The sequence below is a fragment of the Micromonospora sp. NPDC023888 genome (genome assembly GCF_040639415.1).
Classification (GTDB): domain Bacteria; phylum Actinomycetota; class Actinomycetes; order Mycobacteriales; family Micromonosporaceae; genus Micromonospora.
In genome coordinates, this window is record NZ_JBEZZW010000031.1 from 44,997 (window position 1) to 68,364 (window position 23,368).

A 23,368-nucleotide genomic window follows, 5' to 3' on the forward strand; every position below is an offset into this window, starting at 1 on the left:
GCGGGGGCACGATGTACAGAGCGCCGACAACCGGCACCCCCATGCACGCCTTGCCGCGCGCAGCCGTCGCGACGCGGGCAGCACCGCCAGCCGTCACGTCAGTGACGGCTGGCGAGCGGAAGGTCACCCACGGCATGCCCCCACCATAGGGCGGCGAACGCCCCGAAGCCAACGGCCCCTGATCGATGATCAGCATCGGGACAGGCGATGGCATCTCGGGCGGCATCGGACTTCTGAGCACGGTCGAGGCACGAGTCCGGTGCCGCGTTGCCAGCACGCTCGGCTCGATCACCGGACAACGTCGAACTGTGGACGCGGTACCTCCGTGTTTATGATCGACGACCCCGACCGGGGACGGCCGCTCTTTCGGCCGGGAGCAAGAGGTGAGGTGCGCGACGGTGATCCGCGAGGCGTACGCCTGCTGGGTGCGCGAGCCCGGCACGGCCGAGATCCGGCCGGTGTCGCTGCCGACGCCCGGCCCCGACGAGGTGCTGGTCCGGGCCCGCTACTCCGGGGTCAGCCGGGGCACCGAGACGCTTGTCTTCGCCGGCCGGGTGCCCACCGACCAGTACGCCGCGATGCGCGCGCCCTTTCAGGAGGGTGACTTCCCCGGCCCGGTGAAGTACGGCTACCTCAGCGTCGGCGAGGTCGAACAGGGCCCGCCGGAGCTGCTCGGGCGCACGGTGTTCTGCCTGCACCCGCACCAGAGCGCGTACGTCGTGCCGGCCACCGCCGTGGTGCCCGTGCCAGACGGCGTGCCGCCTGCGCGGGCGGTGCTCGCCGGCACTGTGGAGACCGCTGTCAACGCGCTGTGGGACGCCGCGCCGCTGGTCGGCGACCGGGTCACCGTCATCGGCGCGGGCATGGTGGGCTGCTGCGTCGCCGCCCTGCTCGCCCGGTTTCCCGGCGTGCAGGTCGAACTCGTCGACGTCGACGCCCGCCGTGCCGGGGTGGCTGGCGCGCTCGGCGTCGGGTTCGCCCAACCAGCCGACGCGAGCGGCGACCGGGACCTGGTCGTGCACGCCAGCGCCACCGGCGCCGGCCTGCAACAGGCCCTGGACCTGCTCGCGCCGGAGGGCACGGTCATCGAGCTGAGCTGGTACGGCGACCGCCCGGTGCAGGTGTCGCTCGGCGGGTCGTTCCACTCCGGCCGGCTCACCGTACGCAGCAGTCAGGTCGGCATGGTCGCTCCCGCCCGGCGGGGACGGCGCAGTTACACCGACCGGCTGGCGCTCGCCCTGGACCTGCTCGACGATCCGGCCTTCGACGCGCTGATCACCGGCGCGTCTCGGTTCGCGGAGCTGCCGGACGTGCTCGCCAGACTGAGCGCGGGCGACCTGCCCGCGCTCTGCCACCTCATCACCTACGACGACGGGGAGTGACAGTGTTCAGCGTGACCGTTCGGGATCACATGATGATCGCCCACAGTTTCCAGGGTGAGGTCTTCGGACCCGCCCAACGCCTGCACGGGGCGACGTTCGTGGTGGACGCGACGTTCCGCCGTGCCGACCTGGACGCCGACGGCATCGTGGTCGACATCGGCCTGGCCACCGAGCAGCTCCGGGCCGTGCTGGGTGAGCTGACCTACCGCAACCTCGACGACGAGCCGGCCTTCGCCGGGGTGAACACCACCACCGAGGTGCTGGCCCGCACGGTCGCGGACCGGCTGGCCGAGCGGGTGCACGCCGGCCAGCTTGGCGCGGGCGCACGCGAGCTGGCGGGCATCACCGTCACCCTGCACGAGTCGCACGTCGCCTGGGCGAGCTACGAGCGGTCACTGTGATCGATGCGGGCCGGGCGGCGCCCTCCGCCGGCTCGGGTGGCACCGGCCGTACGGTGCACGTCGTCCTGCCCGGCGACATCGACGATCCGGCCACGCCCAGTGGCGGCAACACCTACGACAGGCGCGTCTGTGCCGGGCTCGGCGACAGTGGCTGGACGGTGCACGAGCACGCGGTGCCCGGGGCCTGGCCGAGCCCCGAGCCGGCCGATCGGGCGGCACTTGCCGCGGTGCTCACCGCCGCGTCCGACGACGCGGTGGTGCTGCTCGACGGTCTGGTCGCCTCGACCGTGCCGGACCTGCTCACCCCGCACGCCCGCCGGTTGCGCCTGGTCGTCCTCGTGCACATGCCGCTCGACGACGACGCGGAGGGCCGGGCGCTGGCCGCCGCGCGGGCCGTCGTCACCACGAGCGAGTGGACCCGCCGCCGCCTGCTGCTGCGCCATGCGCTGCGCCCCGACCGCGTCCGGGTCGTGCCGCCGGGGGTGACGGCCGCTCCGCTGGCGCCTCCCGGCTCGACCGCCGGGGACCGGCTGCTCTGCGTGGCCGCCGTCACCCGCCACAAGGGCCACGACGTGCTCGTCAACGCGCTGACGGTGCTGGCCGGGGTGCCCTGGACGCTCGTCTGCGCCGGCACGTTGACCCGGGAGCCCGAGCTGGTGCACCGGCTGCGCGACCAGCTTGTCGGCGCGGGCCTCGCCGACCGGGTTCGGCTGGCCGGCCCGCTGACCGGCGCTGCCCTCGACGCCGCGTACGCCGCCGCGGACCTGCTGGTGCTGCCCTCCCGGGGCGAGACGTACGGCATGGTCGTCACCGAGGCACTGGCCCGCGGCCTGCCGGTGCTGACCACCCGGGTGGGTGGCCTGCCCGAGGCGCTCGGCCGGACCGCCGACGGTGACCTGCCGGGGCTGCTGGTGCCACCTGATGATCCGGCCGCTCTGGCCGGCGCGCTGAGCCGGTGGTTGGGCGACGACGTGCTGCGGGCCCAACTGCGGTTGGCGGCACTCGCCCGGCGCCACACCCTGACCGACTGGACGGTGACGGCAGCGTCGCTGGCCGCTGTGCTGGAGGAGGTGGCGGAATGACCGTCGAGGAGACCCTGCCGTTCGCCGACTGGTTGCGGTTGCGGGAGCCGGCCGACGCGGCGGCGCGGGCCGAGGACCTGCTGGACGCCGTCCGCCCCCGGCTGACCGGTGCCACGCCGACCGTGATCCACGACCTGGGCAGTGGCACCGGCTCGATGAGTCGCTGGCTGGCCACCCGGCTGCCCGGCCCACAGCACTGGGTGCTGCACGACCGCGACGCCGACCTGCTGGCCCGTGCCGCCGAGGGCATGGCCGGCGTGGTCGCCGCCGACGGCGCCCCGGTCACCGTACGCACCCGGTGCGGCGACCTCACCCGGCTCAGCGCCGCCGACCTGGCCGACGGGTCCCTGGTCACCGCGTCCGCGCTGCTGGACATGCTGACCGTCGAGGAGGTCGAACGGGTGGTGGCCGCCTGTGTCGGCCGGCCCACCCTGTTCGCCGTCTCGGTGACCGGGCGGGTTCGACTCACCCCGGCCGACCCGCTGGACGCTGCGGTCGAGGCAGCGTTCAACGACCACCAACGGCGTACCGTCGACGGCCGCCGACTGCTCGGCCCGGACGCCGTCGCCGCCACCGCCGCCGCGTTCGCCCGACACGGCGTGGACGTGCGGGAACGGCCCAGCCCGTGGCGGCTCGGCCCGAACCAGGCCGACCTGGCCGCCGAGTGGTTCCGGGGTTGGCTGGGCGCGGCCTGCGCGCAGCGCCCCGACCTGGCCGGCCCGGCCCAGGCGTACGCCCGGCGTCGGCTGGCCGACGCGGCGGCCGGTCGGCTCACCGTGCTCGTCGAACACAGCGACATTCTCGCGGGTGGATGAACTGTTCACACCCTGGGTACGTGGACTAGGGCAAGTGGACGATCATCAAGGGGAGGGCCGGCGTCGATGTTCTGGGCCTGGGCACGAGTGGTCGGCGGGGTGGGTCTGCTCGCCGTCCTGTTGTGGCAGGTGGGCAGCGGCCCGTTCCTCGCCGGAGTGCGGCTGATCGACGCGCCGGCGTTGGCCGCGGCGCTTGTCATCGGGGTGCTCACCACTGTCTGCGCGGCGTGGCGGTGGAGCCTGGTCGCCGGTGGCCTGGGCGTACGGCTGCCGCTGGCGACCGCTGTGGCGCACTGCTACCGGGCGGTGTTCCTCAACGCCACCCTGCCGGGCGGGGTGCTCGGCGACGTGCACCGGGCGGTCCGCCACGGCCGCGACGCCGGCGACGTCAGCCGGGGCATCCGCGCGGTGGTCTGGGAACGTACCGCCGGGCAGGTGGTGCTCGTCGGCGTCGCGCTCGTGGTGCTCGCGGCCTTCCCGTCGCCGGTGCGACCGTATCTGCCCGTCGCCGCCGCGCTGCTGGTCGCCGGCGGGCTGGTCGCCGTGCTGCTGGCTCGGGCCGTGCCGAACGCCGGCCCCTCGCGCGTGGCGCGGGCGCTGCGCACCGCCGGGGCGGACGTGCGGTCCGGGCTGCTGTCCCGGCGCACCTGGCTCGGCGTGCTGATCGCCTCGGCGGTGATGGTCGCCGGTCACCTGGCCACGTTCCTGGTGGCGGCCCGCACCGCCGGATCCGACGCCCCGCTGTCGCGACTGCTGCCGTTGACGCTGCTCGCCCTGCTCGCCATGGGCCTGCCGCTGAACATCGCCGGGTTCGGACCCCGCGAGGGGGTGGCCGCATGGGTGTTCGGCGCGGCGGGCCTCAGCGCGGCAGAGGGCGTCGCCACCGCCACCGTCTACGGTGCACTGATCCTGGTCGCCAGCCTGCCCGGGGCCGCGGTGCTGCTGGTGCGGCGGAACCGACATCCGGTCGCTGTCCGGGAAGCCGTCTCCGGTGGCGGCTGTTGAGTCGGTGGTGAGGGACACGCGTCGCCGCGCGTCGGTGGCGCCGGACAGAGGAGTCGCATGCCCGAAGCATTGCCGGTCGCCACGATTCGTACGCAGGTCACGGTGCCGTTGACGTTTCCCGACGGCTACGCCACGACGGTCCGGGTGTTCTCGTTCAAGGGCTTGGTGGACGGTCGGGAGCACCTCGCGCTCGGCCTGGGCGACTGGGCGGGCGCGCTGGACCGGCTCGCCGCCGGGGGAGAGCCGCCGCTGGTCCGCCCGCACAGCGAGTGCCTGACCGGCGACGTGTTCGGCAGCCAACGCTGCGACTGCGGGCCGCAGCTACGCGAGGCGGTGCAGCGGATCGCCGAGGCCGGTGGGTTCCTGCTCTACCTGCGGCAGGAGGGGCGGGGCATCGGCCTGTACGCCAAACTCGACGCGTACGCGTTGCAGGACGCCGGGTTGGACACCTACCAGGCCAACATCGCGCTGGGCCGGGGTGAGGACGAACGGGACTACACCGCTGCGGCGCAGATGCTGAACACGCTGGGGGTGCCGCGGATCCGACTGCTGAGCAGCAACCCGGACAAGGCCGTGCAGTTGGCCCGCCTCGGTGTGGACGTCGCCGAGCAGGTGCCCACGAGCGTCTTCCTCTCGCCGGCCAACGCCGAGTACCTGGCCGCCAAGGCCGCCAAGGCGGCGGAGATCGTCTCGGCCGCGCCCGACCTGCCCGTCGACAAGTGAGCCGCGCACCGGCGCCGACGCGGCCGTACGTGCTGCTCAGTTGCGCCACCTCGATCGACGGGTACATCGACGACGCGTCCGACAAGCGGTTGCTGCTGTCCAACGACGACGACCTGGACCGGGTCGACGCGGTCCGGGCCAGTTGCGACGCGATCCTGGTCGGCGCCGGCACCGTCCGCCGCGACGATCCCCGGTTGCTGGTGCGCTCGGCGAGCCGCCGGGCCGAACGGGTGGCGTGCGGTCGGCCCGCCTCGCCCACCAAGGTCACCCTGACCGCCCGCGGTGACCTGGACCCGACCGCCCGGTTCTTCACCGCTGGTGACCCGACCCGGCTCGTCTACTGCGCCACTGGCGCGCTGGCGAAGACGCAGGAACGCATCGGTCGACTGGCCACAGTGGTGGATGCGGGGGAACCCGTCGACCCCGCCTGGCTGTTGAGTGACCTGGCCGTGCGGGGCGTACGGCGGCTGATGGTGGAGGGCGGCGGGACGGTGCACGCCCAGTTCCTCGCCGCCGGTCTCGCCGACGAACTGCACCTGGTGGTCGCCCCGTTCTTCGTCGGCGACGGCCGGGCGCCCCGGTTCGTCGGCGAGGGACGGTTCCCGTGGCACCCGGGCCGCCGGGCCCGGCTGGCCGAGGCCCGCCAGATCGGCGACGTGGTGCTCCTGCGCTACGCGCTTTCCGACCGCTGCACCGAAAGCTGACGCCCACCGCCTTCGTTGATCATGAGGTGGACGGGTCATTCGAGCTCCGGAGAACCCGCCAACCTCATGATCGCCGGTGGTTGCGGCGTTGGCAGGCGGCGGGCGCCGGGGCCCTCGCGGCCCAGTACGTCGCGCGGGTTGGTCAGGTGGCAGGCCCGTAGGGAGAGGCAGCCGCATCCGATGCACGCAATGAGGTCGTCCCGAAGTGCCCGCAGGTGGTCGATCCGAGCGTCCAGGACGCTGCGCCAGTCGGCGGACAGGCGAGCCCAGTCGTCGGGCGTCGGGGTGCGTTCGCTCGGCAGTTGATCCAGGGCCTCCCGGATCACCGTGAGCGAGATGCCGACGTGTTGGGAGGCCCGGATGAACGCCACCCGGCGCAGAGTGTCGCGACTGTACCTGCGCTGGTTGCTCGCCGTCCGACTGCTGTGGATCAGGCCCTTGCGTTCGTAGAAGTGCAGCGCGGAGATCGCGACGCCGCTGCGGTCGGCGACCTGCCCGACGGTGAGTTCGTGAAACGTGGTGCGCGCCCTTGGCATGGGACCAACTCTAGGACTTGACCTCAATTGAGGTTGAGGCCAAAGAATCGGCGGTGTCCAGAACCGCGAATCAGGGAGCACCCTCATGGCACACGTTCTCGTCATCGGCGCCACCGGCAGGCAGGGCGGTGCCGTCGCCGAACTGCTGCTCGACCACGGCCACGACGTCGTCGCCTACGTGCGGTCGCCCGAGTCGCCCGCCGCGGTGGCGCTGTCCACCGCCGGAGCCCGACTCGTCACCGGCGACCTGGCCCACCCCGAGAGTCTCGCCGACGCCGCCAAGGGCGTCGAGGCGATCTTCGGCCTGTCCGTACCGTTCGGATCCGGCGGGAAGGACGAGGAGGTCACCCAGGGCCGGCACCTGGTCGATGTCGCGGCGCGCGTCGACGCGCACCTCGTCTACTCGTCGGTGCGCGGTGCCGACCGGTTGGCGCCTACCGATCTCGACCACGCCGACAGCAAGCAGCTCGTCGAGGCGTACCTGCGGGACCAGCAGGTCAGGGCGACGGTCCTCGGGCCCGTGTACTTCATGGAGAACGTGCTGAACGTCGGGTTCAGCCGCCTGACCGACGGTGTCCTGGCCAACCCGCTCACCGCCGGCAAGCCGCTGGACCAGGTGACCGTACGCGACATCGCCGGTGTCGCCGTGCACGCCATCGAGCACCCGGACCGGTTCGTCGGCGAACGGATCGACGTCGCCTCCGACCGGGTCACCGGCGACGAGGCGGCCCGCATCCTCAGCGACGTGCTCGGCCGCGAGATCCCGTACCAGCAGACGCCGTTGGACCAGGTCCGGCAGTGGGCCGGCGACGAGATCGCCGACATGTTCCAGCGGTTCGAGCAGAACACCGACTTCGTCGACGTCGACGGGCTGCGCGCCAGGTACCCGGAGGTGACCTGGCACCGTTACGCGCAGTGGGTCCGGACTGTCGACTGGGACCGGGTCCTCGCCAGCCGGCCGAGCTGGCAGTAGAGCAGTCGATCCCGCCCGCTGAGGTCGGGTTCCGCCCGACCGGAGAGAGCAGCGGCCAGGTCGTCGGGTACGGCACCTGACCGAGTGATCAGCGGGGCGGCGCTGCCTGCGTACGATGCGGGGTCGAGTTCCCCTCGTCGCCGCGGAGGTATCGGGCAGATGGCAGGCCAGCACGAGGGTTTCGCCCTCGGCGTCGACCTCGGTACGTCGAACACGGTCGCGGTGCTGCGCTGGCCGGACGGGCGGACCCGTCCGTTGCTGATGGACGGTCAACCGGTCAGCCCGTCCGCCGTCTACGGCGACCCGGACGGCACCCTGCACGCCGGGTGGGACGCCCGCCGGTTGGCGCAGACCGACCCGGGGCGGTTCGAGGCGAATCCGAAGCGTCGTGTCGACGAGCCCACGGTGCTGCTCGGTGACCGCTCGTACCCGCCGTCCGACCTGCTCGCCGCGGTGCTGGCGACCGTCGCGCGGGCCGCGGTGGCGGCCGTGGGGTTCCTGCCCCCGGCCGTGCTGACCTACCCGGCGGCCTGGGACGCGCGGCGTCGGCAGGTGCTCGCCGACGCGCTGCTGCGGGCGGGCTGGCCGTCGGCGGCCGAGCACACCCTCGCCGGTCCGACGCCGCCGGGCACCCGGTTGCTGCGGGAACCGGTGGCCGCCGCCCGCTACTACGCGCAGGTGCTGCGTCGCCCGGTGCCGGTCGGTGCCGCGATCGCCGTGTTCGACTTCGGTGGCGGCACGCTCGACGTGGCGGTGCTGCGCAACGAGGGCGCGGATCCCTGGGGCGATTCCGGCTTCACGGTGGTCGCCGACGGTGGCCTGCCGGACCTGGGCGGCCTGGATCTCGACGCCGCGCTGGTGCGGCGGGTCGGCGAGCTGGTCGGGGAACGGCACGCCGCGCAGTGGGCCCGGCTGATCCGACCGGAGGACCCGGCGCAGCGCCGCGACCAGGTGCGGCTCTGGGACGAGGTACGAGGTGCGAAGGAGACGCTGTCCCGGTCGACGGTGGCGCCGGTCGCGGTGCCGGGGGTGGCCGAAGCGGTCCAGCTCACCCGGGCCGACGTCGAGCGGGTGGCCACGCCGCTGCTGCGCCGCGCGGTGGAGCGGGCCCGGGAGGTGATCGCCGCCGCCGGGCTCAGCCCCGACCAGCTCGCCGGGCTGTTCCTCGTCGGTGGTTCGTCGCGGATCCCGCTGGTGGCCCGGATGCTGCACACCGAGCTGGGGGTGGCGCCGACGGTGCTCGACCAGCCGGAGTTGCCGGTGGCCGAGGGCGCGCTCACCGACCTGCCGCTGCGCCGACCGGCGCCCACACCGGCGTACGCCGGGTCGCCGCCCGGCCCGCCGGCACCGGCGTACGCCGGGTCGCCGCCCGCGCCGCTCGCACCGGCTCCGGTGAGTCCGTCCGCGCCGCCCGCACCGGCCCCGGTGAGTCCGCCCGCGCCGGCCGGGCCGGTCGGGGGCGGGCCGGCCGTACCGTCGCAGCCCTGGCCGGGGTCACCTCCGCCGGCGGGACCGGGTTGGGCGGGTGCCCCACCGGCTGGCCCGCCCGCACCGGACCAGGCGGGTGCCGCGCCGCCGGATCCGGCGGGCGCGGCGCGCTGGCGGCGGGCGCGCCGGGTGCTGCTGGGCGCGGGGCTGGCCCTGCTCGTGGTGGGCACCGCCGCGACGCTGTACCTGACCCGGGACCGCTACCCCGATCTGGAGTTCGGGTCGCTGCGCGAACTGTCCCGGCCGGCGGCCGGCGGCGAACGACCGGCCGGGATGTGGACGGCGGTGCTCGGCGACCGGGCCTACCTCGGGTTCCCGCTGCCGGACGACCGGCTGGAGGTGGTGGCGGTCGACGCCGCTGGCGGTGGGGAGCTGTGGCGCAAGGCCACCGACGTGCGGGCCGACGACTGGGAGGCGATCATCGCCGTGCCGGGGGCGGTCATGGTGCTCGCCGACGCACCGGGCGACAGCACCCCGCGCCCGCTGGCTGTCCTCGACGGTCGTACGGGCACCCAGCGCTGGCAGCGCCCGGTCCGCGGTGACGACGAGATCTACGTCGCCGACGACACGGCGGTGCTGGTGGACCGGGCCGCGGCCCGGCTGGTCGGCCTGCGCCTGAGCGACGGCACCCAGAAGTGGAGCGAAGCGAACCCCCGCGACCAGTACGACGGCAGCCGCACCGTGGTCCGGCCGGTGGACAGCGACGAGGCGGCGGGTGGACCGGCCTTCTTCGACGGCACGCCCCGCGACCCGTGGACCAGCAAGGGGCGGCGACTCGTCCAGGTGGGTGCGGACCGGTCCGTGCGGCTGCTCGACATGGCATCCGGGGCCGTGCTGCGCCGGTGGGGCAGTGTCGCCGACCTCGACGATCTGGTGGTCGCACACGGGGACCGCCTCTTCGTGGCCGCCAACGAGGGCGGGTTCCAGTTGCTGGCGTACGACCTGGGGTCCGACGCGGAACCGGTGGTGCTCTACCGCTCCGGCAACGACGAGCAGCGCCCGAAGGCACTTGTGGCGTGCGGTGAGCGGCGGGCGTGCCTGTTGCAGGTACCCGACAACGACGTCCAGCGCACCGAGGTGGTGGCGGCCACCGAGGGCGAAGGTACGGCCCACTGGCCGGCGCCGGGCGCGACCGACCTGGTGTCGGTGGGGGAGCAGGTGCTCGCCCAGCGGGAGTACCCGGAGCCGACGGTCACCCTCTTCGACGCCGCCGGCAAGCCGGTGTTGCGGGACCGGGGCGGTGTGGCGGTCCGGCTGGACGAGGGCAACCTGCTGGTCTTCGCCAAGGCGCCAAGCGTGGTCGCGGACAACCGGGTACTGGCCGGGGTGTGGACCGAGTCCGGGAAGGTCGACGAGTTGGGCGAGCTGAAGGACGTGCGTAGCTCGTCCTGCTCGTGGAACACCCATGTGATCGCCTGCGGTGCGGAGAAGGACTTCGTGCTGTACCGCTTCACCGAAGACTGACGTCGACGGCCCACCGGCCGGCTCGTACGATGCTCCGGTGAATCTTCGGGGTACGGTCCGCGCCGATCGTCCGCTGGTGGTGCTCGCCGTCGGGGAGGAGGCCAACTATCTGCCTCCCGAGCTGCCGGTGCTGCTGACCGGCATGGGCAAGGTGAACGCCGCAAGCGCGGTGGCCGCGGTGCTGGCTGCCGGGCCGCGTCCGTCCCTGCTGCTCAACCTGGGTACGGCGGGCGCGTTGCGCCCCGGGTGGGCCGGCATCCACGAGGTCGCCACCGTGCTCCAGCACGATCTGGACACCGACCTGCTGCGTACGCTCACCGGCGAGACCTACGGTGCGCCGCTGACCCTGGCCGCCGACGGCGCGGTGCTGGCCACCGGTGACACGTTCGTGGCCGACGACGCGGCGCGGGACCGGTTGGCGCAGCGCGCCGACCTGGTCGACATGGAGGGGTACGCGGTGGCGTGGGCCGCCGCGCAGGCCGGTGTGCCGTGCCGGCTGGTCAAGCAGGTGAGCGACGAGGCGGGGGACGGCGCGGCGCGCACCTGGCGGGAGTCGGTGGACGCGTGCGCGCGGGACCTCGCCGAGTGGGCTCGCCAACACGTCGGCTGACCGGGCCGGGTCAGTCGTCGGGATGCCGCACCCGCAGACCCGGCGTGGTCTCCCGGGCCGCTCCCGGCACCAGGATGTGCGCCGCCAGCCCGAGCGCCACCACCGTGGTGACAAGCAGCGGTGGCCAATGACCGGCCCAGGGCAGCGTCAGCGGCGGCACGACGAGGCAGAGCATCCGCCGCCACGGCACGACCATGGACACCAGCAGGGTGAACAGGGCGCGGCCGAGCACGAACAGCGCCGGACCGCCCATGATCAGTAAGAGCCACCCGACCGGCGTCGTTCCGGTCGGCCGGGCGACGACCAGGTCGAAGGAGGCCGCCGTGGCGACCACGCCGGCCAGCATCACCAGATGGGTGTACGGAGCCACCCGCGCCGGACGGCCCTCCCGCGCCCCGGCCTCCAGCAACTCGCCGGCCCGGAAGACGTAGACCTGCCACAGCAGCAGCATGATGGCGAACGCGCAGAACAGCGCGGCGATCCGGAGCCCGGCGAACTCGCCCCTGCTGACCTGCAGGGTGGGCACCAGGATGATGTCGCCGAGGGCCAGGATGACGAACTGCTGGTACCGCTCGCCCAGATGCGCCGTGGTCCGTTCGTACTGGTCGAAGGGCACCCGTCCCAGCCAGGGCGTGGGGTAGCGGGCCGCTGCGGAGAGCAGGTCGATCCCGATGGCGATGACCCAGAGGGTCCAGGCCACCGTGCCGGACAGCGCGCCGGTGATCCAGAAGACGCCGGACACCAGGAACCAGAACAGGAACCGGATGGCGCGGATCGTGGCCGACCGGTGCCGCTGCTGGTGCAACTTCACGATCAGGATGACGCCGCGAATCACGTGCGTGCCGACGTACGCGATGGCGAAGACCAGCGCGTGCCCGCTGGAGACCTTCGGCAGCGACGCGCCCATCCCCACCGACCCGACCATGGCGACCATCAGGATGGCCTGGATCGGGCGCTGCTGCGGGTCGTAGAACTCGGTGGTGGTGGAGGTGACCGACCAGGTCCACCAGATCGCCGTCAGCATCAGCACAACCATCGCGGAACTGGACCAGTTGTGGCGTTCCGCGAGCAGCGTCGAGGTCAGCGCGAGCGAGGCAACGAAGACCACGTCGAAGAGCAACTCCAGCAGGGTGGCCCGGGTCGACCCGTCCGGTCGGCGTACCAGTGCCGCGGTGCCTCCGGTGGTCATGCCCGGCCTCCCGCCCTGTCTTCCGAGAATTATCGGCGGTGCCGGCGCGGACCGTCCCCGGATCGGCGATTCCCGCCGGTCGGGGAAGAGGGCCGCCGGAGGCCGCCCCGGCGAGCGCCGTCGCGTGGCGGGAAGGTGGAGTGTGCGCCCGGAAGCTCGCCGGGTAGGCCGGCCGGCACCTCGCCTGAGGTCAGTGGTCGTCGGTTCGCCGTATGTTCAGCCCCGGCGTGGTCTCCCGGTCTCCGCCGGGGACGAAGATGTGACCGGCCAGCGCGAGCGACGTGACGGCGGCGACCAGCAGCGGCGGCCAGCCGCCGGCCCACGGCAGCACCAGCAGTGGCGTGAGCTGCCAGGCCACTCGCCGCCACGGCACGACCCAGGACACCAGCAGGGCGAACAGGACGCGACCGAGAACGAACAGCGCCGGGCCGCCGAGGATCAGCACGAGCCACCGCACCGGTGTCGTTCCGGTCGGATGGCGGACGACCATCTCGAACGAGGCCGCCGTGACGACCACACCGGCCAGCAGGACCAGATGGGTGTATGGAGCCAGCCGCACCGGCCGGTGCGCCCTGGCCTCGGCCGCGACCATCAACTCGCTGGCGCGGAAGACGTAGATCTGCCAGAGCAGCAGCATGGTGGCGAATGCGCAGAGCAGGGCGACGACCCGGAGAAATTCGAGGTCACCCCGGCTGACCTGGAGGGTCGGCAACAGGATGATGTCGCCGAGGGCCAGGATGACGAACTGCTGGTACCTCTCGCCCAGGTGCCCGGTGATCCGCCGGTACTGGTCGATGGGCACCTGCCCCAGCCGGGGCGTGGGGTAGCGGGCCGCCGAGGCGACCAGGTCGATCGTGATGGCGATGGTCCAGAGCACCCAGTTCGGTCTGTTCGACAGCGCGCCGGTGACCCAGAAGACGCCGGACACCGTGAACCAGAAGAGAAACCGGGTGGCCCGCTCCCTGGCCGTCTGGTGCCCCTGCCGGTGCAGGGCGGCGACCAGGATGACGCAGCGACTCAGGTGCGTGCCGACGTACGAGATCACGAAGAGCAGCAGGTGCCCGACGGTTACCATCGGCAGCGCCACCGCCATCCCCACCGAACCGACCATCGCGATCATCAGGACGGCCTGGATCGGGCGCTGCCGCGGGTCGTAGAACTCGGTAGTGGTCGCGGTGAGCGACCAGGTCCACCAGACGGCTGTCAGCATCAGCAGCACCTTGGCGCCGCCGGACCAGGAGCGCTCTTCGGTCAACAGTGTCGAGATCAGCGCGAGGGCGGCCACGAAGACCACGTCGAAGAGCAACTCCAGCAGTGTGGCCCGGGTCGACCCCTCCATCCGGCGCACCAGCGCCGCATTTCCTTCGGTGGTCATGCCCGGCCTCCCGCCGCGTCTCCGAGGATTATCGGCGGCCTCGGCGGAACCCGTCTCCGGATTGGCGATTCCGGCCGCCCGGGAGGAGGGCGGCCGGAGGTTGCCACGGCACCGGGTGCCGGGGATGCTTGGAATATCTATCACGTTCGATCTTTGCGGAGGCTCGGATGCACCGCTCCCCGCTCGTCGCCCTCGTCCTCGGCGTCCTCCTGCTCGTCGCACCGGGCACCGCGCAGGCCGCCGTCCCCGACCGGGCCGCCGCGCCCGCCGCCGACCCGGCAGCCCTGCTGACCGGGGTACGCACCGCGGGCACCGCCTGGGGCCTCGACCCCGCCACCGGCCGGATGGCCCTCACCGTCGACGACACCGTGACCCCCGCCGAGCTGACGGCACTGCGGGCGACCGCCGAGCGGGCCGGCGCGCTGCTGCGCCGTGAACCCGGAACCCTGCGCACCCTGATCGCCGCCGGCCAGGGCATCTACGGCGGCGGCGGTCGCTGCTCACTCGGCGCGAACGTGCGCAGCGGCAGCACCTACTACGTGGTCACCGCCGGGCACTGCACCACCACCGCCGCCACCTGGTACGCCGACAGCGCCCAGACCACCGTGCTCGGCACCCGCACCGCCACCAGCTATCCCACAAACGACTACGGGCTGATTCGCTACACCGGGCGGATCGCCCATCCCAGCGCGGTCTACACCTACCCCGGTCTGCTGACCATCCACGGGCCCGGCACCGCGTACATCGGGCAGGCGGTGTGTCGCAGTGGCGTCACCACCGGGGTGCGTTGCGGCACCGTCACCGGCCTCAACCAGACAGTCAACTACGCCACCGGCGTGATCTACGGCCTGATCCGCACCAACATCTGCGCCGAGCCGGGCGACAGCGGCGGACCGCTCTACGTGGCATCGACAGGCATCATCCTCGGCATCCTCTCCGGCGGCAGCGGCAACTGCACCTCCGGTGGCACCACCTACTACCAGCCGATCGGGGAGGTGCTCGCCGCGTACGGGCTGACGTTGCCCTGACTCCCCGCGCAGCGGGTTGCTCGTCTCGCGCGCGACACCTAGGCTCGGCGGCGCCCAGGATCCCCGCCGCGAGGACGTGTGCCCCGATGCCTTCCGACCCCCGACCTGACCAGGTGACCGTCCCGGCGGCTTCCCCGTCGGTGGAGGTGGCCGCGGTCGGGGAGACGATGGTGGTGCTCTGCCCCGCGCTGGGTGAGCCGTTGGAACACGCCGGACAGGTCGCCGTCTCGGTCGGCGGCGCCGAGTCCAACGTGGCCGGCTACCTGGCCCGGCTGGGGCACCGGGCGGCCTGGGTGAGCCGGGTCGGCGACGACCCCTTCGGCCGGGCTGTCGTCCGGCACGTCGCCGCGACAGGCGTCCGCGTCGACCAGGTGAGCGTGGACCCGGCCGCCCCCACCGGCCTGTACGTCAAGGACCCGGGCCCGGAGGGCACCGCCGTGCACTACTACCGGGCGGGGTCGGCGGCCTCCCGGATGGACCCTGGCACGCTTGCCGCGCCGGGTCTGGCCGGCGCCCGGGTGCTGCACCTGTCCGGGATCACACCCGTGCTCTCCGCCTCCTGCCGGGCGCTTGTCGAGCACGCCGTGACGGACCGGCCGCTGGTGGGGGCGCTTGTCAGCTTCGACGTCAACCACCGGAGCCGGCTGTGGCCCGCCGAGCAGGCCGCCCCGGTGCTACGCGACCTGGCCGACCGCAGCGACCTGGTCTTCGTGGGCCAGGACGAGGCGGAGGCGCTGTGGGGCACCGCCGACCCGGCGGCCGTCCGCCGGCTGCTGCCGGGACCGGAGACGGTGGTGGTCAAGGACGGCGCGGTGGGCGCCACCGCACTGAGCCGGGACGTCGAGCCGGTCTTCGTCCGCGCGCCCCGGGTGACGGTGGTGGAACCGGTAGGCGCCGGGGACGCGTTCGCGGCCGGCTACCTGGCCGGGCTGCTGCGTGGCCTCGACCCCGTGCGGCGGCTGCGCCTCGGGCACCTCGTCGCGGCGCAGGCGTTGACGAGCAGCGGCGACAACGCCCCGGTCCCACCGTGGGCCTGGTTCGAGAGGCTGCTCGACGCCCCCGTCGAGGCCTGGTCGCCGCTCGACCTGACCGGCGCGCTGGCGGCGGCCTGAGTCATGCCGTCGGGTTCCGACCGGGCCGGGTCGGCGCTCGACCGGGCCAGCAGGCAACAGATTCACGGCGATCTCGGATGGAGTGCACCATGACCACAGCGGATTTCGAGCACATCTTCGGCGGTGCCCGGGTGATGGCGATCCTGCGCGGCCTGCCGGTCGCCGAGACCGTTCGGCTCGCCGAGCGGGCCTGGGACCTCGGCATCGACGTGGTGGAGGTTCCGGTGGCCACAGCGGACGCCGTGCCGTCGCTGCGGGCCGCCGTGGCAGCGGGCACCGAGCGGGGCCGGATCGTCGGCGCGGGCACCGTGCTCGACGTCGAGCAGGTCGCCGCGGCGGCCGACGCGGGCGCCAGGTTCACCGTGGCGCCCGGCCTGGACCTCACGATCGCCGACGCGGCCGCCGAGCGTGGCCTGCCGCACCTGCCCGGCGTGGCCACTCCCACCGAGGCTCAGCAGGCGCTGCGGCACGGCCTCACCTGGCTCAAGGCGTTTCCCGCGATCTCGCTCGGGCCGGCCTGGTTCAAGGCGATGGCCGGCCCGCTGCCGCAGTTGCGCTTCGTCGCGACCGGCGGCCTGGACGCGGGCAACGCCGCAGCGTTCCTCCAGGCCGGCGTACGGGTGGCGGCGGTCGGCTCGGCGCTGTCCGACCCGACCCAACTGGACCAACTGGCCGCCCTCACCACCGCCAAGGACTGACCCCCGGCGGGGTGGCGGGTTTGTGTCATGGCGTAAGTGCGTCGGGGGTTGGTGGGGGTCCGGGGTGGGCGTTGCGTCGATGCTGTGCTGCGTACCACTTCTCGACGCAAAGAGGTCATCTTGGCTCTGTCTCGCCGGCGTCGCCGATCCGGGCTGATCGCCCTCGGCACCGCCCTCACCCTGGCGGCCGGGTTCACCCCACCCGCCGCGGGGGCGTCCGCCGCCCCGCCGACCACCCCCGACCGCCCGGTCGGCCTTCCGCCGGCCGCTGCCGGACGGGCGTCCACCGTCACGCTGATCACCGGTGACACGGTCACGGTGACCACCGCGGCGGACGGCAGCACCGTGTCGACCGTCCGCCGCCCGGACGGCAGCACGCCGACCTTCCACCGCACCGTGCTGAACGGCGACACGTACGTCTACCCGGACGCCGCGCTGCCGTACGTCGTCAGCGGCGTGCTGGACCGCCAACTGTTCAACGTCACCGAGCTGATCGACGACGGCTACGACGACGCCCACACCGACAGCCTGCCGCTGATCGTCACGATGACCGACGCGGCGGCCCGCGCCCGCACCCGCCCCACAGTGGACGGCGCCGAGCTGGTCCGCCCGCTCGACAGCGTGCGGGGCGCCGCGCTGACTCGCCAGCGCGCCACGGCCGACCGGTTCTGGGCGGCCCTCACCACCGGCGCCGCCCGGCGTGCGGGCGCCGCCCCGACCCTCGCCAACGGCATCGCCAAAGTCTGGCTGGATGGCCGGGTCCACGCCGACCTGGCCGACTCCACCGCGCAGATCGGCGCCCCCGCCGTCTGGGCCGGGGGCAACACCGCTGCCGGTGTCGACGTCGCGGTCCTCGACTCCGGGGCCGACGCCGAGCACCCGGACCTCGCCGGTCAGATCGCCGAGTCCAGCAGCTTCGTGCCCGAGGAGCCGGACATCCTCGACTACAAGGGCCACGGGACGCACGTCGCCTCGACGATCGCCGGCACCGGCGCCGCGTCCGGCGGTGTCGAGCGGGGTGTCGCTCCCGGCGCCCGCCTGCACATCGGCAAGGTGCTCAACAGCGAGGGCAGCGGGCAGGACTCGTGGATCATCGCCGGCATGGAGTGGGCGGCCCGCGAGCAGAAGGCCCGGGTCGTCAGCATGAGCCTGGGCGGTGAGGCCACCGACGGCAGTGACCCGATGAGCCAGGCCGTCGAGCGGCTCAGCGCCGAGACCGGCGCGCTCTTCGTGATCGCCGCCGGCAACAGCGGCCCGGCCACCATCGGCAGCCCCGGAGCCGCGGACTCCGCGCTCACCGTGGGTGCCGTCGACGCCACCGACCACCTCGCCGACTTCTCCAGCCAGGGGCCACGCGCCGGTGACGGTGGGCTCAAGCCCGAGATCACCGCGCCCGGGGTGGACATCCTGGCGGCCCGTTCCCACTACGTGCGCGGTGGGTCGGGGGACTACACGCTGATGAGCGGCACCTCGATGGCCACCCCGCACGTGGCCGGCACGGCGGCGCTCGTTGCCGCCGCGCACCCGGACTGGACCGGTCAGCGCATCAAGGAGGCGCTGGTCAGCACGGTCAAGGCCACTCCCGGGTACACCCCGTATCAGGCGGGTGCGGGCCGGGTCGACGCGGTCGCCGCCACCCGGGCCACCGTCTTCGCCACCCCGAGCGCCTACTCGGGCTTCCAGGCCTGGCCGCAGCAGCCGGGGAGGACAGTCGACCGGACGGTCACCTACACCAACGTGGGCGGCGCCCCGGTGACGCTGAAGCTGGCCCTCGACGCGGCCACCGCGCCGGCCGGCCTCTTCGCCCTCTCCACCGACACGGTCACCGTGCCCGCCGGCGGCACCGCCACGGTGACGCTCACCGCGGCGTACGACAAGCTGCCGGTGGAGAAGCAGGTCAGCGGCATGATCGTCGCCACCGACGACGCTGGCGCGGCGCGCGGTCGCACCCTGATCGGCGCCGGCAAGGAGGGCCAGCGGCAGAACCTCACGCTTGTCGCCAAGGACCGGGACGGCAAACCGCTCGCCGGCAAGGTCATCCTCACCACCGACGGGCTGTTCACCGCCGTGGACCTGCCCGAGAGCGGCACTGCCACGCTGCGGCTGCCGGTGGCGAGTTGGACCGGCTGGATCACCGCGGACGTGCGCGGCGTGAACGGGCCGCGCTCCAAGGGCATGGCGATGCTCAGTTTCACCGACGTGAACCTGGATCGCGACCGTACCGTCACCCTGGACGCGCGGGCCGCCCGGCAGGTGCGGGCCACTGTGCCGCAGGAGGTCACCGCCACCTCACTGCGGATGGACATCCACCGGTCCACCGCGAACGGCCTCACCGAGAGTCAGGTGCTGCCCAACGACTCGTACGACAGCATGTGGGCGTTGCCGACCAGCCGTGAGGTCACCGACGGCGAGTTCGAGTTCGGTGCCCGGTGGCGGCTCGAACAGCCCGCGTTGACGATCTCCGCCGCCGGTCGCTCGTACGACGATCTGCTGGTGAAGCGGGCGACCCCCGCGCTGCCGGCTGGTCGTCGCCAGCTCGACGCGGTCTACGTCGCCGACACCTCGGCGGCCGGGCTGGCCCGGCGGCCGGTCCGGGACCGGGCGGTGGTGGTCCGGCGCAGCGACACCGTGGACATCGCCACCCAGGCGCGGGCCGTCGCGGCGGCCGGGGCGACGCTGCTGCTGGTGGTCAACGACGGCGTCGGGCGGCTCGACCCCTGGGACGAGACGCCGTGGAGCCCGCAGAGCCCGGCCCCGGTGACCGTGGCGACGCTCACCGCCGACGAGGGCGACCAGCTCATCGCGGCGCTGGGCCACGGCCCGGTGCGGCTGACCGCCGAGTCGCACCCGGAGACCAGCTACCTGTACGACGTGGCGCACCACTGGACGGGCACGGTGCCGGCCGACCCGACCTACCGGCCCGCCACGCGGGAGCTGGCCCGGGTCGACGTGGAGTTCCGCAACTACCGGCCGGGCAAGGCGCTGGAGTTCCGCACCGACGTCTGGAAGGGGATGGCCTCGGGCAACCAGGAGACCGTTCCGGCGCAGGGCCGGCGCACCGACTGGGTGACCGCCGGCGAGCGGTGGATCGACGACGCGTTCATCGTCGGCGAGACGGGCCAGCACCTGATGGAGGTGGCCACCTACCCGGCCGGGCGGCCGAGCGCCGTGCAGTGGTTCGGGCCGATCCAGCGACCCCGGATGGGCGGGGGTTACGTGCCGGTGCGCTACCTGGACACCCTCTACCTGCCCGCGCCCGGCTGGGGCGACGGGGGCGGGCACATCGGTGAGGCGCAGGCCAACTACGACATGGTCAACCGGACGACCCTCTACCAGGGTGATCGGGAGCTGAACTGGGGCAACGCCGAGTATCTCCAGGTCTCCGGCCTGGCGGCGCAGCGTCTGCCGTACCGGCTGGTGGTGGAGAACGACAGGGCCGCCTGGACCAACCCGTACTCCCGGCAGACCCGCACCGAGTGGGGCTTCACCTCGGCCGCCACGGGGGAGGAGTCGGCGGCGGTGCTGCCGATGATCCAGCTCGACTACCAGGTGGCCCTCGACTCCGCCGGCAGGGCGTCGCGGCGGGCACCGCTGACGGTGGTCGCCTCGCACCTGCCCGACGTCACGGGCACGATCGGCGCGGTGACCGTCGAGGTGTCCTACGACGACGGCGCGACCTGGCAGAAGCAGCGCCTGAGCCGGCACGGGGACGGCTGGCGTACCTCGCTGGCGGCACCGGCCGGGGCCGGCTTCGTGAGCCTGCGCACCACCGCGCGGGACACCGCCGGCAACACCGTGAGCCAGCACATCACCCGGGCGTTCGGCCTGCGCTGACGCCGGGGTACCGGCCGCCGGTCGGGGTGCCGCGCGCACCCCGGCCGGCGGCCGGTTCGTCTCAGTCCCGTTCCTCGGTGAGCTGCTCCCACGAGGTGGTGACCGGCAACAGCGTCCCGGCCAGCCAGGCGGCGCTCTGGTCGTCGTGGTGCGGGTCGCCGGGCACCCCGCAGGCGCCCAGTGGCACCACCCAGCGGCTGTCCTCGCGGCGGGCCAGATCCCAGACGAAGCGCGCCGCCGGCCCCCGGAAGCACCGGTGGGTGACCCCGGGCACGCTTGAGGTGGCCAGCACGCAGTCGTGGTCGCCGTCGAGCGCGGGACCGGGCCCGGCGTCCGGGTCGGGCAGCGCCCGCCACGCCGCGAGCCGGTGCAGGTCCCCCCACCGCACCGGGCCGTCCGCCGCGCCGGCGACCTCCTCGGCCGCCGCGCGCACCAGCGCGGCCACGTCCACACCGGGCAGCGGGGCCGCGCCGACCAGGTGCTCCAGCGCGTGGCCGACGCGCGGGGTCAGCGCCAACCAGGGCGCGAACACCTCCGGGTACGCGGGCGGCTCGGCCAGCGCGGCAAGCGCCGGGTGGGCAGCGATCCGGCGGACGACAGCGGCCCGCAGGAGAGCGAACCGCGCGGCGTCGGTGCTGTCGGCGGCCATCCGGCGGTCCCAGCGCAGCAGCCGTTGGCGCAGCGCGGCGGCTGTCGGGTCGAGCCCGGTCAGACCTTCCAGCACCGCCAGCAGTGGCCCGGCCGAGCCCAGGTACGTGTCGGTGTGCACGGCGGCCAGCTCGTCGGCCGTCCAGCCGTGGCCGGCGTCGAGCAGGTCGGCGATCCGGTGTGCCCGGTGCGGCGGGGCGAACTCGACGCCGAGGGGCGCCGCCAGCCCCCGCTCGTTCGCCATCACCGCCCGGCCGACCACCTCGGCCCGGGGCATCGGCGCGTACCAGCCCTGCCAGGCGTGCGCGGTCTCCCAGGCGGGGACCACCCGCCGGCCGTTGTCCGGGTGCCGCACCGGCACCGCTCCGGCGACCCGGTGCAGCAGCCCGCCGGCGGTGTCCGCCGCCTGCACCACGTTCACCGGCTCCACCCAGTGCCGCAACGCGTGGTCCACATCGGTCACGGTGCGGGCTCGCAGCAGCTCCGGCAGCGTCGCGAAGCCCAGCTCGGCGCGGACCCGGGGCGGGTAGCGCAGGCTGATCGCCGTCGCGTCGTCCGGCCCGCCGATGATCACCGGGCCGCGGTCGGTCTCGACCACCTCGACCGGGACCGGGTCCGCCCCGGCCACCTCGATCGTCTCCAGGTGGGAGTGCGCGGGCCGCCAACCGTCCGGGCCGAGGGCCTGCACCTGGTCGCCGTCCCGGCGCAGCCGCTCGGCGTACAGGTCCTGGTAGTCGGCCATCGCGTTGGTGATCGACCAGGCCACCGCACCGGTGTGCCCGAAGTGCGCGATGCCCGGCACGCCCGGCACCGCCAGCCCGACCACGTCGTACTCCGGGCAGGCCAGCCGGATCTGCTGGTAGACGCCGGGATCCTCCAGGAACCGGTGCGGGTCCCCGGCGAGCAGCGCCGCTCCGGTGCCGGTGCGCTCGGCGGTGAGCAGCCATCCGTTGCTGCCGGCGACGGACGGCCCGTCGGTGGCGAACGCGTCGACCGCGTCCGGGCCGAGCCGCTGCGCCACGTGCTCCCGCCAGAGCTTGCCGGGGAACCCCGCGAACAGGATGTGGTGGCCCAGCCAGACCGCCAGCGGCGTCCACGGCTCCCACCGGCCCGGGTTCAGCCCGGTCGCGGCGAACTCCGGCGCGCGGGCCGCCCCGGCGGCGAGGCAGGCGTTGACCCCGTCCACGTACGCGCCCACCCACTCGGCGGTCGCCGGGTCGAGTGCCGCGTGGCAGCGGCGTGCGGTGTCGTCGAGCCGGACCTGCCGGGCGAACCGGTCCCAGCCGAGCGCGTCGACGCCGAGGAAGGCGGCGCTGCTGCCCTGGGCGCGGTGCCGTTCCACCTCGATCTGCCACGCCCGGTCGTACGCGGTGACCCGGCCCTGTGCCGCCGCCAGGGTGAGCGGGTCGTCGGCCCGCAGGTGCGGCACACCCCACGAATCGCGGAAACGTCGTGCGCTCATGCCAGCCCCGCCACCGTGGTACGCCGTCGGGCGGCGGGCACGACAAGCGGGGTGCCGCTCTCCGGGTCGTCGATGACCCGGCAGGGCAGCCCGAACACCTCGGCCACCAGCTCGGCGGTGACCACGGTCGCGGGCTCTCCGGCGGCCACCACGCGGCCGTCGCGCATGGCGATCAGGTGGGTGGCGTAGCGGGCCGCGTGGTTCAGGTCGTGCAGCACCGCGACGAGGGTGCGCCCCTGCTCCTCGTGCAGCCGGGCGCAGAGGTCCAGGATCTCGATCTGGTGGGCGATGTCGAGGTACGTGGTCGGCTCGTCGAGCAGCAGCAGCGGGGTCTGCTGGGCCAGCACCATGGCGATCCACACGCGCTGCCGCTGGCCGCCGGACAGCTCGTCCACCGGCCGGTCGGCGAGGTCGGCGACGCCGGTCGCGGCCATTGACTCCGCGACGACCCGTTCGTCCTCGCGCGACCACTGCCGCAGCACCCCCTGGTGGGGGTAGCGACCCCGGGCGACAAGCTCGGCGACGGCGATGCCGTCCGGCGCGATCGACGACTGCGGCAGCAGCCCGAGCGTCCGGGCCACCCTGCGGGCCGGCAGGCCGTGGATGTCCCGCCCGTCCAGCAGCACCGCGCCGGCACTGGGCCGCAGCATCCGCGACAGGGCGCGCAGCAGCGTCGACTTGCCGCAGGCGTTCGGGCCGATGATCACCGTGAACGAGTGGTCCGGCACCGCCACGGTCAGGTCCTCGGCGATGGTGCGCTTGTCGTAGGCGAGGGTCAGCGCGGTGCCGCCGAGCCGGGAACTGCCGGGGTCCATGGGTGCTCCTTCGAGGGGGTCGAG

The 23,368-nt window shown here is 73.9% G+C and carries 19 protein-coding genes; 14 read left to right on the forward strand and 5 right to left on the reverse strand.

The genetic code is table 11. The features are described 5' to 3' along the window. Positions 1 to 398 precede the first annotated feature (398 nt). The 7 genes from AB0F61_RS24845 to AB0F61_RS24875 all read left to right on the forward strand — a co-directional run bounded on the left by AB0F61_RS24845 (position 399) and on the right by AB0F61_RS24875 (position 6,112). Entirely contained in the window at positions 399 to 1,382 is a 984-nt protein-coding gene (locus AB0F61_RS24845; protein WP_357813935.1) for a dehydrogenase, read from the forward strand. Between the two features lie 2 nt (positions 1,383 to 1,384). Further along, positions 1,385 to 1,783: a 6-carboxytetrahydropterin synthase gene (locus AB0F61_RS24850; RefSeq protein ID WP_355029810.1), complete on the forward strand. Its 399-nt coding sequence runs from the start codon at positions 1,385 to 1,387 to the stop codon at positions 1,781 to 1,783. Then, a complete protein-coding gene (locus AB0F61_RS24855; protein ID WP_357813936.1) occupies positions 1,783 to 2,865 on the forward strand; it encodes a glycosyltransferase family 4 protein in 1,083 nt (360 codons plus the stop codon). Before AB0F61_RS24850 ends, AB0F61_RS24855 begins: the two co-directional genes overlap by 1 nt. Beyond that, entirely contained in the window at positions 2,862 to 3,680 is an 819-nt protein-coding gene (locus tag AB0F61_RS24860; RefSeq protein WP_357813846.1) for a class I SAM-dependent methyltransferase, read from the forward strand. The genes AB0F61_RS24855 and AB0F61_RS24860 overlap by 4 nt, the downstream gene beginning before the upstream one ends. 66 nt (positions 3,681 to 3,746) lie before the next feature. Beyond that, entirely contained in the window at positions 3,747 to 4,685 is a 939-nt protein-coding gene (locus AB0F61_RS24865) for a lysylphosphatidylglycerol synthase transmembrane domain-containing protein (protein WP_357813849.1), read from the forward strand. 57 nt (positions 4,686 to 4,742) lie between these two features. Further along, positions 4,743 to 5,408, forward strand: coding sequence for a GTP cyclohydrolase II (gene ribA, locus AB0F61_RS24870; RefSeq protein WP_357813852.1), 666 nt, complete (start codon positions 4,743 to 4,745; stop codon positions 5,406 to 5,408). Continuing rightward, positions 5,405 to 6,112: a dihydrofolate reductase family protein gene (locus AB0F61_RS24875; protein WP_357813855.1), complete on the forward strand. Its 708-nt coding sequence runs from the start codon at positions 5,405 to 5,407 to the stop codon at positions 6,110 to 6,112. Before ribA ends, AB0F61_RS24875 begins: the two co-directional genes overlap by 4 nt. 35 nt (positions 6,113 to 6,147) lie before the next feature. Here the strand turns inward: AB0F61_RS24875 and soxR are convergent, their stop codons facing one another. Continuing rightward, positions 6,148 to 6,648 (reverse strand): redox-sensitive transcriptional activator SoxR, encoded by a 501-nt coding sequence (gene soxR, locus AB0F61_RS24880; protein ID WP_357813857.1) that lies wholly within the window; start codon positions 6,646 to 6,648, stop codon positions 6,148 to 6,150. Positions 6,649 to 6,733: 85 nt separating this feature from the next. Between soxR and AB0F61_RS24885 the strand changes: the two genes are divergently transcribed. The 3 genes from AB0F61_RS24885 (at position 6,734) to AB0F61_RS24895 (ending at position 11,183) form a co-directional block, all read left to right on the forward strand. Beyond that, entirely contained in the window at positions 6,734 to 7,621 is an 888-nt protein-coding gene (locus AB0F61_RS24885) for an NmrA/HSCARG family protein (RefSeq protein ID WP_357813860.1), read from the forward strand. Between the two features lie 159 nt (positions 7,622 to 7,780). Further along, complete coding sequence (locus AB0F61_RS24890; protein ID WP_357813863.1) at positions 7,781 to 10,573, forward strand: Hsp70 family protein; 2,793 nt, start codon at positions 7,781 to 7,783, stop codon at positions 10,571 to 10,573. Between the two features lie 37 nt (positions 10,574 to 10,610). Then, positions 10,611 to 11,183, forward strand: coding sequence for a nucleosidase (locus tag AB0F61_RS24895; RefSeq protein WP_357813865.1), 573 nt, complete (start codon positions 10,611 to 10,613; stop codon positions 11,181 to 11,183). Between the two features lie 10 nt (positions 11,184 to 11,193). On the opposite strand, the gene AB0F61_RS24900 is transcribed toward AB0F61_RS24895, so the two are convergent. Both AB0F61_RS24900 and AB0F61_RS24905 read right to left on the reverse strand, forming a co-directional pair. Then, on the reverse strand, positions 11,194 to 12,372 hold the full coding sequence (locus AB0F61_RS24900) for a low temperature requirement protein A (RefSeq protein WP_357813868.1): 1,179 nt from the start codon (positions 12,370 to 12,372) through the stop codon (positions 11,194 to 11,196). A gap of 190 nt (positions 12,373 to 12,562) precedes the next feature. Next, positions 12,563 to 13,747, reverse strand: coding sequence for a low temperature requirement protein A (locus AB0F61_RS24905; protein WP_357813871.1), 1,185 nt, complete (start codon positions 13,745 to 13,747; stop codon positions 12,563 to 12,565). Between the two features lie 167 nt (positions 13,748 to 13,914). Between AB0F61_RS24905 and AB0F61_RS24910 the strand changes: the two genes are divergently transcribed. The 4 genes from AB0F61_RS24910 (at position 13,915) to AB0F61_RS24925 (ending at position 20,419) form a co-directional block, all read left to right on the forward strand. Next, on the forward strand, positions 13,915 to 14,775 hold the full coding sequence (locus AB0F61_RS24910; RefSeq protein WP_357813873.1) for a S1 family peptidase: 861 nt from the start codon (positions 13,915 to 13,917) through the stop codon (positions 14,773 to 14,775). 86 nt (positions 14,776 to 14,861) lie between these two features. After that, on the forward strand, positions 14,862 to 15,887 hold the full coding sequence (locus AB0F61_RS24915) for a sugar kinase (protein ID WP_357813876.1): 1,026 nt from the start codon (positions 14,862 to 14,864) through the stop codon (positions 15,885 to 15,887). An 89-nt stretch (positions 15,888 to 15,976) separates the two neighbouring features. Beyond that, positions 15,977 to 16,585: a bifunctional 4-hydroxy-2-oxoglutarate aldolase/2-dehydro-3-deoxy-phosphogluconate aldolase gene (locus AB0F61_RS24920; protein WP_357813878.1), complete on the forward strand. Its 609-nt coding sequence runs from the start codon at positions 15,977 to 15,979 to the stop codon at positions 16,583 to 16,585. Between the two features lie 120 nt (positions 16,586 to 16,705). After that, on the forward strand, positions 16,706 to 20,419 hold the full coding sequence (locus AB0F61_RS24925; protein WP_357813881.1) for a S8 family serine peptidase: 3,714 nt from the start codon (positions 16,706 to 16,708) through the stop codon (positions 20,417 to 20,419). A gap of 61 nt (positions 20,420 to 20,480) precedes the next feature. On the opposite strand, the gene AB0F61_RS24930 is transcribed toward AB0F61_RS24925, so the two are convergent. Next, positions 20,481 to 22,529, reverse strand: a complete 2,049-nt coding sequence (locus AB0F61_RS24930; protein WP_357813884.1) for a penicillin acylase family protein — start codon at positions 22,527 to 22,529, stop codon at positions 20,481 to 20,483. Continuing rightward, the gene (locus AB0F61_RS24935) at positions 22,526 to 23,344 is read right to left on the reverse strand and encodes an ABC transporter ATP-binding protein (RefSeq protein WP_357813887.1); all 819 of its coding nucleotides are present in this window, start codon (positions 23,342 to 23,344) and stop codon (positions 22,526 to 22,528) included. The genes AB0F61_RS24930 and AB0F61_RS24935 overlap by 4 nt, the downstream gene beginning before the upstream one ends. Positions 23,345 to 23,368 lie beyond the last annotated feature (24 nt).

Excerpts from the sequence above, each read along its gene's own strand:
- AB0F61_RS24900 (WP_357813868.1), bottom strand. The coding sequence starts at position 12,372 with ATGACCACCGGAGGCACCGCGGCACTGGTACGCCGACCGGACGGGTCG.
- AB0F61_RS24915 (WP_357813876.1), top strand. The coding sequence starts at position 14,862 with ATGCCTTCCGACCCCCGACCTGACCAGGTGACCGTCCCGGCGGCTTCC.
- AB0F61_RS24860 (WP_357813846.1), top strand. The coding sequence starts at position 2,862 with ATGACCGTCGAGGAGACCCTGCCGTTCGCCGACTGGTTGCGGTTGCGG.
- AB0F61_RS24930 (WP_357813884.1), bottom strand. The coding sequence starts at position 22,529 with ATGAGCGCACGACGTTTCCGCGATTCGTGGGGTGTGCCGCACCTGCGG.
- ribA (WP_357813852.1), top strand. The coding sequence starts at position 4,743 with ATGCCCGAAGCATTGCCGGTCGCCACGATTCGTACGCAGGTCACGGTG.
- AB0F61_RS24890 (WP_357813863.1), top strand. The coding sequence starts at position 7,781 with ATGGCAGGCCAGCACGAGGGTTTCGCCCTCGGCGTCGACCTCGGTACG.
- AB0F61_RS24910 (WP_357813873.1), top strand. The coding sequence starts at position 13,915 with ATGCACCGCTCCCCGCTCGTCGCCCTCGTCCTCGGCGTCCTCCTGCTC.
- AB0F61_RS24935 (WP_357813887.1), bottom strand. The coding sequence starts at position 23,344 with ATGGACCCCGGCAGTTCCCGGCTCGGCGGCACCGCGCTGACCCTCGCC.
- AB0F61_RS24885 (WP_357813860.1), top strand. The coding sequence starts at position 6,734 with ATGGCACACGTTCTCGTCATCGGCGCCACCGGCAGGCAGGGCGGTGCC.
- AB0F61_RS24865 (WP_357813849.1), top strand. The coding sequence starts at position 3,747 with ATGTTCTGGGCCTGGGCACGAGTGGTCGGCGGGGTGGGTCTGCTCGCC.
- AB0F61_RS24905 (WP_357813871.1), bottom strand. The coding sequence starts at position 13,747 with ATGACCACCGAAGGAAATGCGGCGCTGGTGCGCCGGATGGAGGGGTCG.
- AB0F61_RS24920 (WP_357813878.1), top strand. The coding sequence starts at position 15,977 with ATGACCACAGCGGATTTCGAGCACATCTTCGGCGGTGCCCGGGTGATG.
- soxR (WP_357813857.1), bottom strand. The coding sequence starts at position 6,648 with ATGCCAAGGGCGCGCACCACGTTTCACGAACTCACCGTCGGGCAGGTC.